The sequence below is a fragment of the Ruegeria sp. AN11 genome (genome assembly GCF_056536005.1).
This window is the reverse complement of record NZ_JBQFJD010000001.1, coordinates 1,518,675-1,532,150: the sequence shown is the minus strand read 5'-3', so window position 1 is coordinate 1,532,150 and position 13,476 is coordinate 1,518,675. Positions and strand designations below refer to the sequence as shown.

Here is a 13,476-nt window from a genome sequence, read left to right as displayed (position 1 = left end):
TGCCTAAAAACTCTGCTGACAGAGGTTTCGCCTGTTTTCGGTGCCTCAAGCGTTAAGCGCTTAGATGGCTTCTTGGGTCTGTGAACTGGCGGCACGGTATCACGAATTTGTGATCCGGGCAATTGAAGCTCCGCATGTGCGGGAAAGCGCCAATTTTCTGATGGAAATGCGCGAGTGCGTACATGGTTTTTCGTTTTCGTATAGTCTTGTGTCTGCTGAGTTTTCAGTCCGCAACAGTCCAGCCGTTGTCCGACGAATTTCGAAAGCCGGGTTCAAGGACGTCTGAGTAGGTGCGGTGAGGAGTAATTTTTGAATCGGGAGGACGATTATGAGTTTCATGAAAGCACTTGCCTCGGTGGCCGTAGGGTTTGCTGCCGCGAAAGGACTGGAGAAATACAAGCAGATGGGCGGCATGGCTGGCCTGCAGGATGCAATGCAGGGTGCGGGGGGCGGATTTGGCATGGACCAGCTTGGCAAGATGGCCGAGCAGTTCGGCATGCCTGGCGGGGCCGCTGGACTTCAGGAGATGATCGGCAAGCTGGGTATGGTCAACCCGGCTGGTGCCGCCGGGCTGGGCGGTCTGATGAACGCCATGCAGGGCGCGGCAAGGTCGGGCAGCCAGCAAACGGCGGACATGATGGATACCGTGTTCCGGGGAACACCCGGTGGCGCCGTCATGGAGGAGCAGGCCAAGCTGATGCTGCGGGCGATGATTCAGGCGGCCAAGGCGGATGGTGAACTGGACACCCATGAGAAAGAAACAATTCTGGGAGAGTTGGGCGACGACGTCAGCGATGAGGAGCGAGCCTTCGTTCAAGAACAACTGAACGCGCCGATTGATGTCATGGGCTTGGCGGCCGCTGCGGGCGGACCTTTGAAAACACAGATATACGCCACGTCTCTGGCTGCGATTCGCCTGGATAACGCGCGTGAGGCGTCATACCTGCGTCAGCTGGCAACCGCATTGGGGCTGTCGGACGCGGAATGTAATCAGATTCATACCTATATGGGGGCACCGACACTTCCTGCATAAGGCCATCCCACCTTCTGCTGCCTCGATGCGCGCGATAGCCCTTGACATGGGCTGTGCAGCGCGTAAAAGCGCACGCTCATAGGAATTCAACCGAAAGGCCCCTGCCTTTTCGGACGCAGGAGATAACCATGGCGAAGCCGACGACAATCAAGATCCGTCTGAACTCGACCGCGGGCACGGGCCACTTCTACGTGACCAAGAAAAACGCTCGCACCATGACCGAGAAGATGACCATTCGTAAATACGACCCGGTCGCTCGCAAGCATGTCGAGTACAAGGAAGGCAAGATCAAGTAATCTGCCTGTCCATCCGGACACAGTTAAAGGGTTCTGCGAAGCAGGACCCTTTTTTGTTTTTCAACGTTTCACAAGCGCGTTTGTGCTTTCCTATGCACGTCCATGGCCGTTGCAGCAGAGCATCAGCATATGGCCCAATCGCATCGCCGGCGTCTTGCTTTTCGTGGCGACCTGCCGCTACGGTTGAGCAAACCGCCACAAAACGTTGAGCGCCATGAAAAAAATCTTGTTATCTTCGACCCTCGTTCTGAGCCTGTCGGCCTGTGAGGACCCGTTCAACCGCCAGGGCGTTGGTTTTACCGGCATTGATGGTGAACCGCGCACGGTCTCGGAAGTCGAAGGCGCAGTTGCATTTGCACCGCCAGCGACCAATGTACCTGCGGAACTTGCGAAAATTCCGACCGTTTCGGTCGTCTCGGATGAGACTGAATTGTCAAAAATCGCCGGTGTGGCGATTGCCAATGGCGGGCAATCCGATGTCAGCGCGGTTCAATTGTCTACCCAGGGCAACAACCTGTACCTGAGCACTGTCAGCGTAAACGGCACGCTTTTCGGGGTTCTGCGCACCGCCAGCAACGGTGGAAAAGTGGACAGTTCCACCGGAGCGGCGTTTGGCGCCAACACGGAACGGTTCACCGGGTGCCTGCCAGCTGGCGAAGTTTACCGGAAAGGGTCTGACAGTCGCAGCTCCGGTTTTGCGGTGCCGCTGAACTGTAGCTGATACTCGGACTGACAACGAATTTGATTGGGCCCCACCTTTTCGGTGGGGCTTTTTCATTGAGGGCTAGGGTCACGCCATTCCATTATGGTCAGAGAATGGTTCAGCCCGGAATGGGCCATAAGGGCCTGGGACGGTGCGTTGAAACTGGCGACCGAGGCCGTAAGAACGCTTCGGCCCACCTGCCTCAGCCGCGATTTGACGGTTTCCAGCAGCGCTGTGCCGATGCCACGGCGGCGCGCGGCCCTGTCGACGCTGATCTGGTGGAGAACAGCGCGGGTATCAACCGAGTGAAAGGGTGACGCGGGACGCCGGGAAATCTCGAAAATTGCGTAACCCAGCAGCTTGTCGCGTTCGAAAAAACCGACAGCGAACAGGTTGGGTTGCATGAGCCAGGATTGCAGGTAATCGGCCAGCTCGGCATCCGGCGGCAGCGCTGCGTATCTTTCAGGCTGATGTTCCAAATGGAGGTCATGAACCTGGTGCAGCAGGGGTAAAATCAGATGGGCCTGATCTGGCCGGATATCCTGGATCGTCATTGGTTTTCTTTCCGCAAAAGAAAAGGGCGGGTCTTTCGGACCCGCCCTTTCGTATTGGATTGTGCGCCGCGTTATTCGCGGTTGCCAAACAGCTGGAGCAGGAACATGAACATGTTGATGAAGTCCAGATACAGGCTCAGCGCGCCCATGATGGCGGCTTTGCCCAGCCATTCCTGATCACCCGAGTGGGCCATTTGCAGGTATGTGGCCTTGATGTTCTGCGTGTCATACGCGGTCAGACCGGCAAAGATCAGAACGCCGATGACCGAAATGGCGAAAGCCATGGCAGACGAGGCGATGAAGATGTTGACGATCGACGCCACGATCAGGCCGATCACGCCCATGATCAGGAACGTACCCATCGCCGAAAGGTCTTTTTTGGTGGTGTAACCATACAGCGACAGGCCCGCGAAGGCGATCGCGGTGATCAGGAACACCTGAATGATCGACTGGCCGGTGAAGACCAGGAAGATCCAGCTGATCGATACACCCATGACAGCGGCAAACAGGTAGAACACCGTCTGTGCGCCGGCTGCGGACAGGCGATTGATCCCGGCGCTGAAGCCAAAGATGAAGGCCAGCGGAGCGAACATGATCACCCATTTAAGCGGCGAAGCGAACAGTGCGTATCCGAGCGACGTCAGATACTTGGTCTCGCTCAGCTGAGCTGCCGCGGCAGACGGATCAGTTGTGGTCGCAAGGCCGGCGATGGCCCATGCAGCCAGGAAAGTGATCAGCATGCCCACGGACATGGTGCCGTAGACTTTGTTCATGTGGGCCCGCAGGCCCTCGTCAATCTGGGCGGCGCGCGCACCGGTCGCCGTCCGGATCGTGTCAAATTGTGCCATTAAGGGTCTCCCTTCGCAATTCTGGTTCAGCCCGCAGTTGCAGACCGATTTCCCTGCAAATATCGGAGAGTGAGGCACATGTTTCAAGAGTTTTACGCCCAAAACCTGCTAAAATACTCGACAAATCTGACGGCATTGTTTCAGTTGCCGCCAGATCGCGATGCTTGGCCGGTCAATACAGACGTTTGTGCCAGTTTTCGGGAGCATCCCAGAACGGGCGGGCTGCTTCGCGACTGGCCTCGGTGTGTGTCACGCCGATGTCTTTCAGTGCGTTGCCATCCAGCTTGGCAAGGTCACGACGCTGCCGGGCAAGGCCAAGAAGATCCCGCAATTTGAAGCCTTTCGATGGCTGTTTGCATACGTGCTCGTGTGATGCTGCAATTTGGGTCATAACGATTGTCCTTTCCTTGCTCGGTGATGATTAATGCGGTTTGCATCAACTTCCTTGATTTATATGGATCACTGTGGCACATTTTAAAAATGAATGTTTTTGACGTGAACCATCAGGATTATTGAAATGAGAAATTTGGACATCACCACTTTGCGGTCCTTCGTTGCCGTGGCCGATCAGGGCGGCGTCACACGCGCCGCCGGTTTTCTGCACCTGACGCAATCTGCGGTTTCGATGCAGCTCAAGCGTTTGGAGGAGCTTCTGGGCCTTGAGCTACTGGATCGCAGCGGCAGAACCATCGCGTTGACGGCGTCGGGCGAACAATTGCTGGCCTACGCGCGCCGCATGATCGCCCTGAACGACGAAGTGATCTCGAAACTCACCGATCAGGCTTTCGAAGGCGAAGTCGTGCTGGGCGTGCCGCATGACATTGTTTATCCGGCCATCCCGCGCGTGCTACAGCGTTTCAACGCAGATTTTCCGCGTGTCCGCGTCCAGCTGGTTTCGTCCTATTCGCTGCAACTCAAGGACATGTACAAGCGCGGCGAATGTGATCTGATACTGACGACCGAGGCCTCGGCGGCCGAAGGTGCGGAAACCGTGGCCGAGTTGCCGTTGCGCTGGATTGGAGCTTCTGGCGGGTCGGCGTGGCGCAAGCGCCCATTGCCTTTGGCGCTTGGTCGGCGCTGTTTGTTCCGGCCTCAGGTCATTGCGGCGCTGGACGCGGCGGGTATCCCCTGGGAATTGTCTGTCGAAACAGAAAACGACCGTACAATCGAAGCGACCGTCAGCGCAGATCTTGCCGTTCACGCAATGCTGGATGGAACGGAGGCCGCGCATCTGCAGCAAATCGACTCGGGTGGAGCATTGCCAGAGCTGCCTGCCCACATGATCAACCTTTACGGAGGGGATCCCGGTCGCGGCGCGGTGATCGAGGAGCTGGCGTCGCTGGTTCGTCAGAATTTCCGCATGGTGGGCGGCACACCATTGAAGGCTGTGGTCGGGTGACAGGCCTCAGATCGTGATGACGATCTTGCCGGTTGATTTCCGTTCTTTCAGCAAACGCATGCCCTGTTCCACGTCCTCCAGTGGCAGGGTGTGGCTGATATGCGGTTTGATCCGGCCTTCGGCGCGCCAACGGAACAGCGTGTCAAAGCTGTCGCGCACGATCTGCGGCCTGAATTTCAGATACCCACCGATATAAAGCCCGATTACGGTCAGGTTCTTGACCAGAAGATGGTTGGCCGGAATTTGCGGAACCTCTCCACCCGCAAAGCCGATCGGTAGCAGTCGGCCTTCGGGGTTTGTGGCACGAAAGGCGGCTTTGAACACGTCGCCGCCAATCGCATCATAAACCACGTCCGCCCCACCCAGTTCCCTGACGCGGGCGCGGAGGTCTTCGGAGGCATCCACGAGATGATCCGCACCTGCCGCGCGGGCCACCGCAAGCTTTTTAGAACCACGGGCCTGCGCAATCACTGTCGCGCCCATCAGTTTGCCGATTTCAACGGCAGTCAGGCCGACGCCGCCCGCCGCGCCGGTGACCAAAAGGGTTTCGCCGGGTTGCAGGCGCGCACGATGATCCAGCGCGATATGGCTGGTGCCGTATGCAATCTGAATGGCGGCAGCGTCCTCGAAGTTGATCTGATCGGGCAGGAGAATCGCCCTTTCGGCATCGAATACGCCAAACTCGGCCAATCCACCCTGACCTGAATAGACCGCAACACGGTCCCCGGGCTTCAGATGAGAGACATTGTTTCCAATTTCATCAACAATACCCGCGATCTCCATGCCCAACGTAAACGGAGTATCCGGGGTGTCCTGATAGGTGCCGTTCTGCAAAAGCAGATCCGCAAAATTCAATCCGCACGCTTTAATAGCGACCCGAACCTGATCCCGCCCCGGCTTTGGGACGTCGATGTTGCAGAGCCGGGCTGTTGATTCTCCGGATTGAAGGCGAAAGGCCAGCATCGTCGCGCTCCTTGTTTTTCGCATAGGTCAGCGATGCGGGGGGAATGTCAATCAATTACCAGAGGGCGCGTGAATGATGTATAATAGGGCTTCGTGGATTGTGTCTGTTCGGGAAACAGAACGCTCAAAACCGGCGGTTGTACAACCACAAACCATTATACGATGTTACTGATTCAACCTTCTTGAAAAAAAAGACAAAAGAGGTGATATTGAAATCTGGTGCTGTTTCGGGGGAGCACATTCCTGAATTAGGGAATAGTTAACAGCGGCTCGCTAGGTTGGCGAACACGTTTGTTTTTTTGCGTAACCCCCGGCAGTTGTGTGTGTAGTAGAGGAGAATACCAATGACTCATCACGTCGATGTCCATGTGGGCAAACGCGTAAGGCATCGCCGCTGGCTGATTGGCATGACCCAGCAGCAGCTGGCCGAGCAGGTTGGTATCAAGTTTCAGCAAATCCAGAAATACGAAACCGGGGCCAACCGGATCAGCGCTTCGCGCCTTTGGGACATCGCCGAAGCATTGGATGTGCCGGTCAGCTTTTTCTTTGAGGGTCTGGAAGAAACCCAGAAAGAAGATGCCGGGAAGAAATCGGTGCCTGCCGATCTGATGGGAGATAAGGAAGCTTTGGATCTGGTTCGCTCGTACTACGCGATCCCGGAAAACCAGCGCCGGCGTCTGTTCGAACTGGCGCGTGTTCTCAGTGACGTCGCCTGATCAGCAGGCTTGACTTCGGAACGCGCTGACCGCACGGGTTGCGCATGTATCAAAGTTCAGCAACCGATCTGGAAATCGCCGGGGAAATGGCCGATGCGGCGCGCGCGGCCATACTTCCTTACTTCCGGCAGTCCGATCTTGAAACGTCCAACAAACTGGCTGATGGGTTTGACCCCGTAACCGTCGCTGACCGCGAGGCGGAAAAGGCGATGCGGGCCGTTCTGGCGCGGCGCTGCCCGCAGGATGGTATTTTCGGCGAGGAATTCGGCCGTGCCGACGGCACCAGCGGGCGGACCTGGGTTCTTGATCCGATCGATGGTACGCGAGGGTTCATCAGCGGTACCCCGACATGGGGCGTTTTGATTGCTTTGAGCACGCAGGACGGGCCGATCCTGGGTGTGATTGACCAGCCTTATATTGGTGAGCGGTTCGTGGGGTCCGCACACGCGGCACAGGTCACAGGCCCGACAGGTACCCGACAGCTCAGGACCCGGTCTACGCAATCGCTGGATCAGGCGATGGTGTTCACAACCTTTCCCGAAGTTGGAACGCCTGAAGACCGGGCCGGGTTTGAGGCGGTGTCTCAGCAAGCCAGACTGACCCGTTATGGAATGGACTGTTACGCCTACGCCCTTCTGGCGGCAGGGCAGGTTGATCTGGTGATCGAGGCCGGACTGAACGCTTATGACATTCAGGCGCCGATCGCCGTCATTCAGGCGGCAGGTGGTATCGTGACAGATTGGCAGGGCAGACCGGCCCACAATGGAGGCCGCGCACTGGCGGCTGCCAACCCGGACATCCACGCCTCTGCGCTAGAGATTCTTCGCAATTTCTGAAACCTGTTGATGGCACCCGCAGCCGCCGGTACAGTGCCGATGGCTGGTTCTTGTGTCCGTTTTCCGCCAGCCCATGCACTTCTTGCACGAGACGGACTGATGCAGGAGGGCACAAATTGACTGATACTCTAATAAAGAATGCCGATTTCATTCTGACGATGAATGACGATCGGCAGGAACTAAATGGCGCGGACATCCTGATCCGGGACGGCGTTATTGCTGAATTGGGGCAGGGGCTTACCACAACCGGTGACGTGCACGACGCCAAGGGCTGCGTCGTGACCCCCGGCCTGGTGAATACGCACCACCACCTTTACCAAACTCTGACCCGGGCGGTTCCCGGAGGTCAGGATGCGCTGTTGTTTGGCTGGCTGCAAACACTCTACCCGATCTGGTCCCGCTTTGGCCCGGAAGAGATGTTCGTTTCTGCTCAGATCGGATTGGCAGAACTGGCGCTTTCGGGATGTACGCTCAGTTCCGATCATCTGTATCTTTATCCCAATGGCGCGCGACTGGACGACACCATCGCCGCCGCCGCCGAACTGGGCCTGCGCTTTCATCCGACACGTGGTGCGATGAGTATCGGTGAGAGCGATGGTGGCCTGCCGCCGGACATGTTGGTCGAGGCAGAGCAGGATATTCTGTCTGACATGATCCGGGTTGTGGACAAATTCCACGATCCATCCGAAGGGTCGATGTGCCGCGTCGGTCTGGCCCCGTGCTCACCATTCTCGGTCAGTCGTGAACTGATGCGCGACACGGCGGTGCTGGCACGGGACAAGCGCGTGATGCTGCACACGCATCTGGCTGAAAACGAAGAAGACATTGCCTATTCCCAGTCACAATTCGGATGCCGCCCGGGCCAGTACGCGCAGGATTTGGGGTGGACCGGTTCGGACGTCTGGCACGCCCATTGCGTCAAGCTGGACAGTGCCGAAATCGACCTGTTTGCCCGAACCCGCACCGGTGTTGCGCATTGCCCGTGTTCAAACTGCCGGCTGGGGTCAGGCATCGCGCCGGTCCGCGCAATGCGCGACGCGGGCGTTCCGGTTGCGTTGGGCGTTGACGGGTCGGCCAGCAATGACAGCGGCAATCTGGTGGCCGAGGCCCGGCAGGCGATGCTGTTGCAGCGGGTGGCGAACGGGGCCGACGCCATGTCGGCCCGCGAAGCGCTCGAGATTGCCACCCGTGGCGGTGCGGACGTGCTCAATCGCCCCGATTGCGGGCGGCTTATGCCCGGCAAACGTGCCGATATCGCGATCTGGGATGTATCCGGCATCGAAAGCGCGGGAAGCTGGGATCCGGCCGCCTTGCTGCTTGCGGGGCCGGTTCGGGTCAAACATCTGTTCGTCGAAGGCAGACAAATCGTGCGGGATGGGCACATAACCACGCTGGACATGCCCCGCGTGATCGAACGCCAGAATGAACTTGCGCGGGCGCTTGTCGGATAAGCGGCGATCTCGTCAACTGTTCAGAAATTCCGTTGCCGGTGGAATGCGCCGTCAGGCGTATTCCTTCAAACCGTGACTGGTTTGCCTGCAATCCGGACCTCGGCAATGGCCCGGTCATCCCCCATCATGATGGTTGGGAAAACGGCTTCCCACAGGTCTTCTGCGCAGGCTTCGCGCTGGGCAATGGCCGGGGTCGAGGCCAGGTCGATAACCACCAGATCCGCCTCCATCCCCGGGGCAATATTGCCGATACAATTTTCCATTCGCAGCGACCGGGCCGATCCGACGGTGGCCAGCCACAACAATTGTGCCGCATGTAACGGCGATCCGCGCAACTGGCCGATCTCGTAAGCTGCGGCCATTGTCCGCAACATCGAGAAACTCGAACCTCCGCCGGTATCCGTCGCCAGCCCGACCCGGTGACCGTCCTTCATCAGCCCGGCCATGTCGAACAGGCCCGAGCCTATGAACGTGTTCGAGGTCGGGCAGTGAATCAGGGCCGCATCCAGTTCGCGCAACCGGTCGCGTTCCCGTGGCTCAAGATGAATGGCGTGACCATACAGGCCATGGCTGGCCAGCAGGCCGAACTTTTCGTAGGTGTCCAGGTAATCGCGCGCGTCGGGAAACAGCGACCGGACCCATTCGATCTCATCTGTCTGTTCGCTCAGGTGCGTCTGCATCAGGCAATGTGGGTGCTCGGCCCACAATGCCCCCATAGCTTCAAGCTGTTCCGGGGTCGAAGTTGGTGAAAAACGGGGCGTAATGGCATAGGACAGCCGGTCGATGCCGTGCCACTTCTCCAGCAGTGCTTCGGACTGATCATAGGCCGTCTGCGCCGTGTCGCGCAGACCCTCGGGTGCATTGCGATCCATACAGGTCTTGCCGGCCACGACCCGCTGTCCACGCTGCTGCGCCGCAGTGAAAAAGGCGTCGACGCTTTCCGGGTGGATGGTGCAGAAACTGCACATCGTTGTTGTCCCATGCGCCGTCGTCAGGTCCAGATACCGGTTGGCGATCTCGCTGGCATAGGTGATTTCACCAAACTTCATCTCTTCGGGGAATGTATAGGAGTTCAGCCAATCGATCAGCCGCTTGCCCCAGCTGGCAATCATGGCTGTCTGCGGATAGTGCACATGCGCGTCAACGAACCCTGCCATGATCAGGTGCTGTCCGTGATCGACGATTGCGGCATCCGGATGCGCATCTGTCAGGGTCCGGGTGTCACCTACGGCCGCGATATGGCCGTCATCGATGACGACCGCCTCGCTGATGGTGACGGCATCTGTCGGTTCACCTTCGAAAGGTGAGCCCGAAAAGCTCAGGACACGCCCCTTCAACAGTGTTTTTTGCGCCATTTCCGCTTTCCTCCGCCCGGCTGAGACCGCGAAACACCATAAGCGCGCGGAAGATGCCGGTAAATTGGCGCATTGTCATTGTTTTCCGGTAGCTGCTTCTTCTAATTAGGGGCAAATGGAAATTCGCGGGGGCAGCATATGACAACAGGCTTTGATGAACCCGTAACCGAGTCCGCCGAGGACGAAGATGTCTACGCGCTGGACCGCCGGACTGTGGCAGCCATCCTTTATGCCGTCGATGTAGAAGATCGCGACAAACTCGTCGAATTGATGGAGCCGCTGCACGCGGCTGACATCGCCGATCTTCTGGAGCAGATCAATCCGTTCGATCGTGCCCGGCTGATCCGGCTGTATGACAAGGAGTTCGACGGCGACATTCTTTCCGAACTGGATGAAGTGGTTCGGGAAGAGGTGATTGGCGTTCTGCGCCCGGATGTTCTGGCCGATGCTGTCCGCGATATGGAAAGCGACGATGTCGTCGACCTGCTGGAAGACCTTGAGGAACCTCAGCAGGAAGCCATCCTGGGCGCGCTGGAGCATGCCGAGCGGATCGCGGCCCTGCAGGCGCTGTCTTACCCGGAAAATTCCGCCGGTCGCCTCATGCAGCGCGAAGTGGTCATGGCACCCGAGCATTGGACAGTGGGTCAGGCCATTGATTTCATGCGCGCCAATGACGACCTGCCCGAGCAATTCTATCACGTCATTCTTATCGATCCACGCCTGAAACCGGTGGCGCAGGTCGCCTTGGGAAAACTGATGGCAACCCGGCGCGAAGTTCCGCTGCGCGACATCGCAGAAGAGGAATTCTATACCATCCCCGTCGATCAGGACGAAGAGGATGTGGCCTATGCCTTCAACCAGTACCACCTGATCTCGGCTCCGGTCATGGATGACGATGGGCGGCTGGTGGGTGTAATCACCATCGACGATGCGATGGTTGTTCTGGACGAAGAACACGAGGAAGACATCCTGCGTCTGGCCGGGGTCAGCGACGAAAGCTCGCTGTCCGACAGCGTGGCTGCAACCAGCAGGCGCCGACTGCCGTGGCTGGCGGTGAACCTGTGTACCGCCATCTGTGCCTCGCTGGTGATTTCGCAGTTCGAAGCGGCCATCGACCAACTGGTAGCTCTGGCGATTCTGATGCCGATCGTTGCATCGATGGGCGGCAATGCGGGCACTCAGTCGCTGACGGTTGCCGTGCGGGCACTGGCAACACGCGACCTGACGGGTTCGAACGTTAGGCGCGTGATCCGGCGGGAGTTGCTGGTTGGGATGCTCAACGGTCTGTGTTTTGCGGTCGTTCTGGGCACGGTTGGCATGTTGTGGTTCGATTCGCCGCTATTGGGTGTCGTGATCGGGTCCGCGCTGGTCGTGAACATGATCATCGCGGGCTTTGCAGGTACGGTAGTACCGGTCTTGCTGGACCGTATGGGTGTTGACCCGGCGCTGGCATCTGGAACCTTTGTGACGACAACCACGGATGTGATGGGGTTCTTCATCTTTCTGGGGCTTGCCAGCGTGGTGCTATTGTGACCGAAACGACCGATCTGACAGAAATCAAGGCTGCCGCCCGAAGGGCCGCTTTCGCCCGCCGCAAGGCGGCGTTTGACACGCGCATGCCCGGCGCGGCAGGGCGGTTGTCAGAGGTGCTGGCCGGGTATCGCGGGGTGCCGCTGTCGGGCTACATGCCGATCCGCACCGAGATCGACCCGCTGGCGGCAATGGCCGAGGCGTCGGCCTACGGGCCAGTCGGCGTTCCGGTGATTCAGGCCGCGGGGCAACCACTGAGGTTTTCCCGTTGGACCCCCGATGGTGTTTTGAAAGATGGGCCGTTTGGCGCCAAAGTGCCCGAGGTCGACGATTACTTCGACCCCGAGATCCTGATCGTGCCATTGGTTGCCTTTGACGCGCAGGGCGGCAGGCTGGGTTATGGCGGCGGGTTCTATGATCGCACGCTGGAGGGGCTGCGCGCCAAACGCCCGACGTTGGCCATCGGGTTTGCATTTGATGCGCAGCAGGCCGAGGGGTTGCCTCTGGAAGCGACAGATCAGCCGCTGGACATGGTGATCACTGAAAGCCGCGTTCTGACCTTTTCCGATTGATCGTCAGGCCGGGTTGTTTTCGCGGAAATATTCCCAGGCGTCGACTTCGCGCCCGTCTTCCAGAATGCAGACGCCGAACTGGCCGTTGGCACCGTCCCGGATCTCATACCGTGCGCCGCTTTCCACGCAAAAGGTCGCGGCCGGGTTGGCCAGCTGAGTGGAAGACTCGCCGGAAGAAGGCTGATCACATGCTGCCAGCGGAGCCAGACCAACAATCGCCACAAAGATGCGGAACATACAAATTCTCCTGTGTTGGTTGTATTGACGGTTTGTGCAGACAGTTTAACCGCTTGTGCTTGCCTGATGCCACACTTAGGACGGTTTGAATGAGGATACTTTTTCTGGGTGACGTCATGGGCCGTGCGGGACGCGCGGCCATACAACAGCATCTGCCGCGTCTGCGCGACGAATGGCGGCTGGATTTCGTTGTGGTCAACGGTGAAAACGCCTCGAACGGGATGGGGCTGACAGGTGATCACGCAAAGCTGTTGCTGGATGCGGGGGCCGATTGCCTGACACTGGGCGATCATGCGTTCGACCAGAAAGACATGCTGCAATTCATCGAGAAAGAATCGCGCATCGTGCGACCGGTGAATTTCGCCAAGGGTGCGCCCGGTCGGGGGCATCGTCTGTTCAACGCGCCGGGTGGGCGCAAGGTGCTGGTTGTGCAGGTTTTGGGGCAGGTGTTCATGAAGCGGCCCTTTGACGATCCGTTCTCGGCCATCGAGCCGATTCTCAAGTCGCATCCGCGTGGCGGGCAGGCGCAGGCCATCATTGTCGACATGCATTGCGAGGCAACGTCCGAAAAAATGGCCATGGGTCACTATTGCGACAGGCGTGCCAGCCTTGTGATCGGCACGCACACGCATGTGCCGACGGCAGATGCGCAGATATTGCCGGGCGGCACGGCTTATCTGACGGATGCCGGGATGTGCGGAGACTACGATTCGGTCATCGGCATGGACAAGCAGGAGCCGATGAGGCGGTTTATCACCGGAATGCCCAAGGCCCGGTTCACACCTGCGAATGGCGAAGCCACTCTAAGCGGAGTTTTTGTCGAAACCGATGATCGCGACGGTCAGGCCAAGTCGATTCACATGGTGCGGGTGGGCGGCCGACTGCAACAAGCAGGCCCGCCGGGTGCATGACAGGCTTGCTCAACCCCGAGCAATGCGTGAAACTGCATGTCAGGCGCTCAGGCCGGGTTAGGGTTCGGACAG

16 protein-coding genes are annotated in these 13,476 nt (G+C 58.6%); 10 read left to right on the top strand and 6 right to left on the bottom strand.

Annotation, left to right across the window (positions count from 1 at the left end; translation table 11 throughout):
- Positions 1-328: 328 nt before the first annotated feature.
- The 3 genes from ACR3EQ_RS07560 (at position 329) to ACR3EQ_RS07550 (ending at position 2,050) form a co-directional block, all read left to right on the top strand.
- Complete coding sequence (locus ACR3EQ_RS07560; protein ID WP_170609872.1) at positions 329-1,033, top strand: DUF533 domain-containing protein; 705 nt, start codon at positions 329-331, stop codon at positions 1,031-1,033.
- Between the two features lie 128 nt (positions 1,034-1,161).
- Entirely contained in the window at positions 1,162-1,329 is a 168-nt protein-coding gene (gene rpmG / locus ACR3EQ_RS07555; RefSeq protein ID WP_010441901.1) for a 50S ribosomal protein L33, read from the top strand.
- A 214-nt stretch (positions 1,330-1,543) separates the two neighbouring features.
- Positions 1,544-2,050, top strand: coding sequence for a hypothetical protein (locus tag ACR3EQ_RS07550; protein WP_170609874.1), 507 nt, complete (start codon positions 1,544-1,546; stop codon positions 2,048-2,050).
- A 53-nt stretch (positions 2,051-2,103) separates the two neighbouring features.
- Here the strand turns inward: ACR3EQ_RS07550 and ACR3EQ_RS07545 are convergent, their stop codons facing one another.
- From ACR3EQ_RS07545 to ACR3EQ_RS07535, 3 genes are all read right to left on the bottom strand, one after another.
- A complete protein-coding gene (locus tag ACR3EQ_RS07545; protein ID WP_170609876.1) occupies positions 2,104-2,586 on the bottom strand; it encodes a GNAT family N-acetyltransferase in 483 nt (160 codons plus the stop codon).
- 71 nt (positions 2,587-2,657) lie between these two features.
- Positions 2,658-3,434: a Bax inhibitor-1/YccA family protein gene (locus tag ACR3EQ_RS07540; RefSeq protein WP_170609877.1), complete on the bottom strand. Its 777-nt coding sequence runs from the start codon at positions 3,432-3,434 to the stop codon at positions 2,658-2,660.
- Positions 3,435-3,606: 172 nt separating this feature from the next.
- A complete protein-coding gene (locus tag ACR3EQ_RS07535) occupies positions 3,607-3,825 on the bottom strand; it encodes a DUF1127 domain-containing protein (protein ID WP_170609879.1) in 219 nt (72 codons plus the stop codon).
- 126 nt (positions 3,826-3,951) lie between these two features.
- Here ACR3EQ_RS07535 and ACR3EQ_RS07530 point away from each other — a divergent pair, with 126 nt between their 5' ends.
- The gene (locus tag ACR3EQ_RS07530) at positions 3,952-4,833 is read left to right on the top strand and encodes a LysR family transcriptional regulator (protein ID WP_170609881.1); all 882 of its coding nucleotides are present in this window, start codon (positions 3,952-3,954) and stop codon (positions 4,831-4,833) included.
- A gap of 6 nt (positions 4,834-4,839) precedes the next feature.
- Here the strand turns inward: ACR3EQ_RS07530 and ACR3EQ_RS07525 are convergent, their stop codons facing one another.
- On the bottom strand, positions 4,840-5,796 hold the full coding sequence (locus tag ACR3EQ_RS07525; RefSeq protein WP_480490245.1) for an NADPH:quinone oxidoreductase family protein: 957 nt from the start codon (positions 5,794-5,796) through the stop codon (positions 4,840-4,842).
- 344 nt (positions 5,797-6,140) lie between these two features.
- Here ACR3EQ_RS07525 and ACR3EQ_RS07520 point away from each other — a divergent pair, with 344 nt between their 5' ends.
- The 3 genes from ACR3EQ_RS07520 to ACR3EQ_RS07510 all read left to right on the top strand — a co-directional run bounded on the left by ACR3EQ_RS07520 (position 6,141) and on the right by ACR3EQ_RS07510 (position 8,799).
- Entirely contained in the window at positions 6,141-6,512 is a 372-nt protein-coding gene (locus tag ACR3EQ_RS07520) for a helix-turn-helix domain-containing protein (protein WP_170609884.1), read from the top strand.
- Between the two features lie 44 nt (positions 6,513-6,556).
- Positions 6,557-7,348 (top strand): histidinol-phosphatase, encoded by a 792-nt coding sequence (hisN, locus tag ACR3EQ_RS07515; RefSeq protein WP_480490243.1) that lies wholly within the window; start codon positions 6,557-6,559, stop codon positions 7,346-7,348.
- Positions 7,349-7,464: 116 nt separating this feature from the next.
- Positions 7,465-8,799, top strand: coding sequence for an 8-oxoguanine deaminase (locus ACR3EQ_RS07510; RefSeq protein ID WP_480490242.1), 1,335 nt, complete (start codon positions 7,465-7,467; stop codon positions 8,797-8,799).
- Between the two features lie 65 nt (positions 8,800-8,864).
- Here ACR3EQ_RS07510 and guaD read toward each other — a convergent pair whose 3' ends face one another.
- Positions 8,865-10,154, bottom strand: a complete 1,290-nt coding sequence (gene guaD, locus ACR3EQ_RS07505) for a guanine deaminase (RefSeq protein ID WP_480490240.1) — start codon at positions 10,152-10,154, stop codon at positions 8,865-8,867.
- Positions 10,155-10,292: 138 nt separating this feature from the next.
- Between guaD and mgtE the strand changes: the two genes are divergently transcribed.
- Together mgtE and ACR3EQ_RS07495 are read left to right on the top strand one after the other, a co-directional pair.
- Positions 10,293-11,687 carry a magnesium transporter gene (gene mgtE, locus ACR3EQ_RS07500; RefSeq protein ID WP_170609891.1) on the top strand — a complete coding sequence of 465 codons (1,395 nt, stop codon included), beginning with the start codon at positions 10,293-10,295 and terminating at the stop codon, positions 11,685-11,687.
- Entirely contained in the window at positions 11,684-12,256 is a 573-nt protein-coding gene (locus ACR3EQ_RS07495) for a 5-formyltetrahydrofolate cyclo-ligase (RefSeq protein ID WP_170609893.1), read from the top strand. The genes mgtE and ACR3EQ_RS07495 overlap by 4 nt, the downstream gene beginning before the upstream one ends.
- 3 nt (positions 12,257-12,259) lie before the next feature.
- Here ACR3EQ_RS07495 and ACR3EQ_RS07490 read toward each other — a convergent pair whose 3' ends face one another.
- The gene (locus tag ACR3EQ_RS07490) at positions 12,260-12,493 is read right to left on the bottom strand and encodes a DUF333 domain-containing protein (protein ID WP_170609895.1); all 234 of its coding nucleotides are present in this window, start codon (positions 12,491-12,493) and stop codon (positions 12,260-12,262) included.
- An 89-nt stretch (positions 12,494-12,582) separates the two neighbouring features.
- Here ACR3EQ_RS07490 and ACR3EQ_RS07485 point away from each other — a divergent pair, with 89 nt between their 5' ends.
- Positions 12,583-13,404, top strand: a complete 822-nt coding sequence (locus tag ACR3EQ_RS07485) for a TIGR00282 family metallophosphoesterase (protein ID WP_170682012.1) — start codon at positions 12,583-12,585, stop codon at positions 13,402-13,404.
- Positions 13,405-13,476 lie beyond the last annotated feature (72 nt).

Bases quoted from the DNA above. Each gene is read 5' to 3' on its own strand.
- ACR3EQ_RS07560 (WP_170609872.1), top strand. From the start codon at position 329: ATGAGTTTCATGAAAGCACTTGCCTCGGTGGCCGTAGGGTTTGCTGCC.
- rpmG (WP_010441901.1), top strand. From the start codon at position 1,162: ATGGCGAAGCCGACGACAATCAAGATCCGTCTGAACTCGACCGCGGGC.
- ACR3EQ_RS07550 (WP_170609874.1), top strand. From the start codon at position 1,544: ATGAAAAAAATCTTGTTATCTTCGACCCTCGTTCTGAGCCTGTCGGCC.
- ACR3EQ_RS07545 (WP_170609876.1), bottom strand. From the start codon at position 2,586: ATGACGATCCAGGATATCCGGCCAGATCAGGCCCATCTGATTTTACCC.
- ACR3EQ_RS07540 (WP_170609877.1), bottom strand. From the start codon at position 3,434: ATGGCACAATTTGACACGATCCGGACGGCGACCGGTGCGCGCGCCGCC.
- ACR3EQ_RS07535 (WP_170609879.1), bottom strand. From the start codon at position 3,825: ATGACCCAAATTGCAGCATCACACGAGCACGTATGCAAACAGCCATCG.
- ACR3EQ_RS07530 (WP_170609881.1), top strand. From the start codon at position 3,952: ATGAGAAATTTGGACATCACCACTTTGCGGTCCTTCGTTGCCGTGGCC.
- ACR3EQ_RS07525 (WP_480490245.1), bottom strand. From the start codon at position 5,796: ATGCTGGCCTTTCGCCTTCAATCCGGAGAATCAACAGCCCGGCTCTGC.
- ACR3EQ_RS07520 (WP_170609884.1), top strand. From the start codon at position 6,141: ATGACTCATCACGTCGATGTCCATGTGGGCAAACGCGTAAGGCATCGC.
- hisN (WP_480490243.1), top strand. From the start codon at position 6,557: ATGTATCAAAGTTCAGCAACCGATCTGGAAATCGCCGGGGAAATGGCC.
- guaD (WP_480490240.1), bottom strand. From the start codon at position 10,154: ATGGCGCAAAAAACACTGTTGAAGGGGCGTGTCCTGAGCTTTTCGGGC.
- mgtE (WP_170609891.1), top strand. From the start codon at position 10,293: ATGACAACAGGCTTTGATGAACCCGTAACCGAGTCCGCCGAGGACGAA.
- ACR3EQ_RS07490 (WP_170609895.1), bottom strand. From the start codon at position 12,493: ATGTTCCGCATCTTTGTGGCGATTGTTGGTCTGGCTCCGCTGGCAGCA.
- ACR3EQ_RS07485 (WP_170682012.1), top strand. From the start codon at position 12,583: ATGAGGATACTTTTTCTGGGTGACGTCATGGGCCGTGCGGGACGCGCG.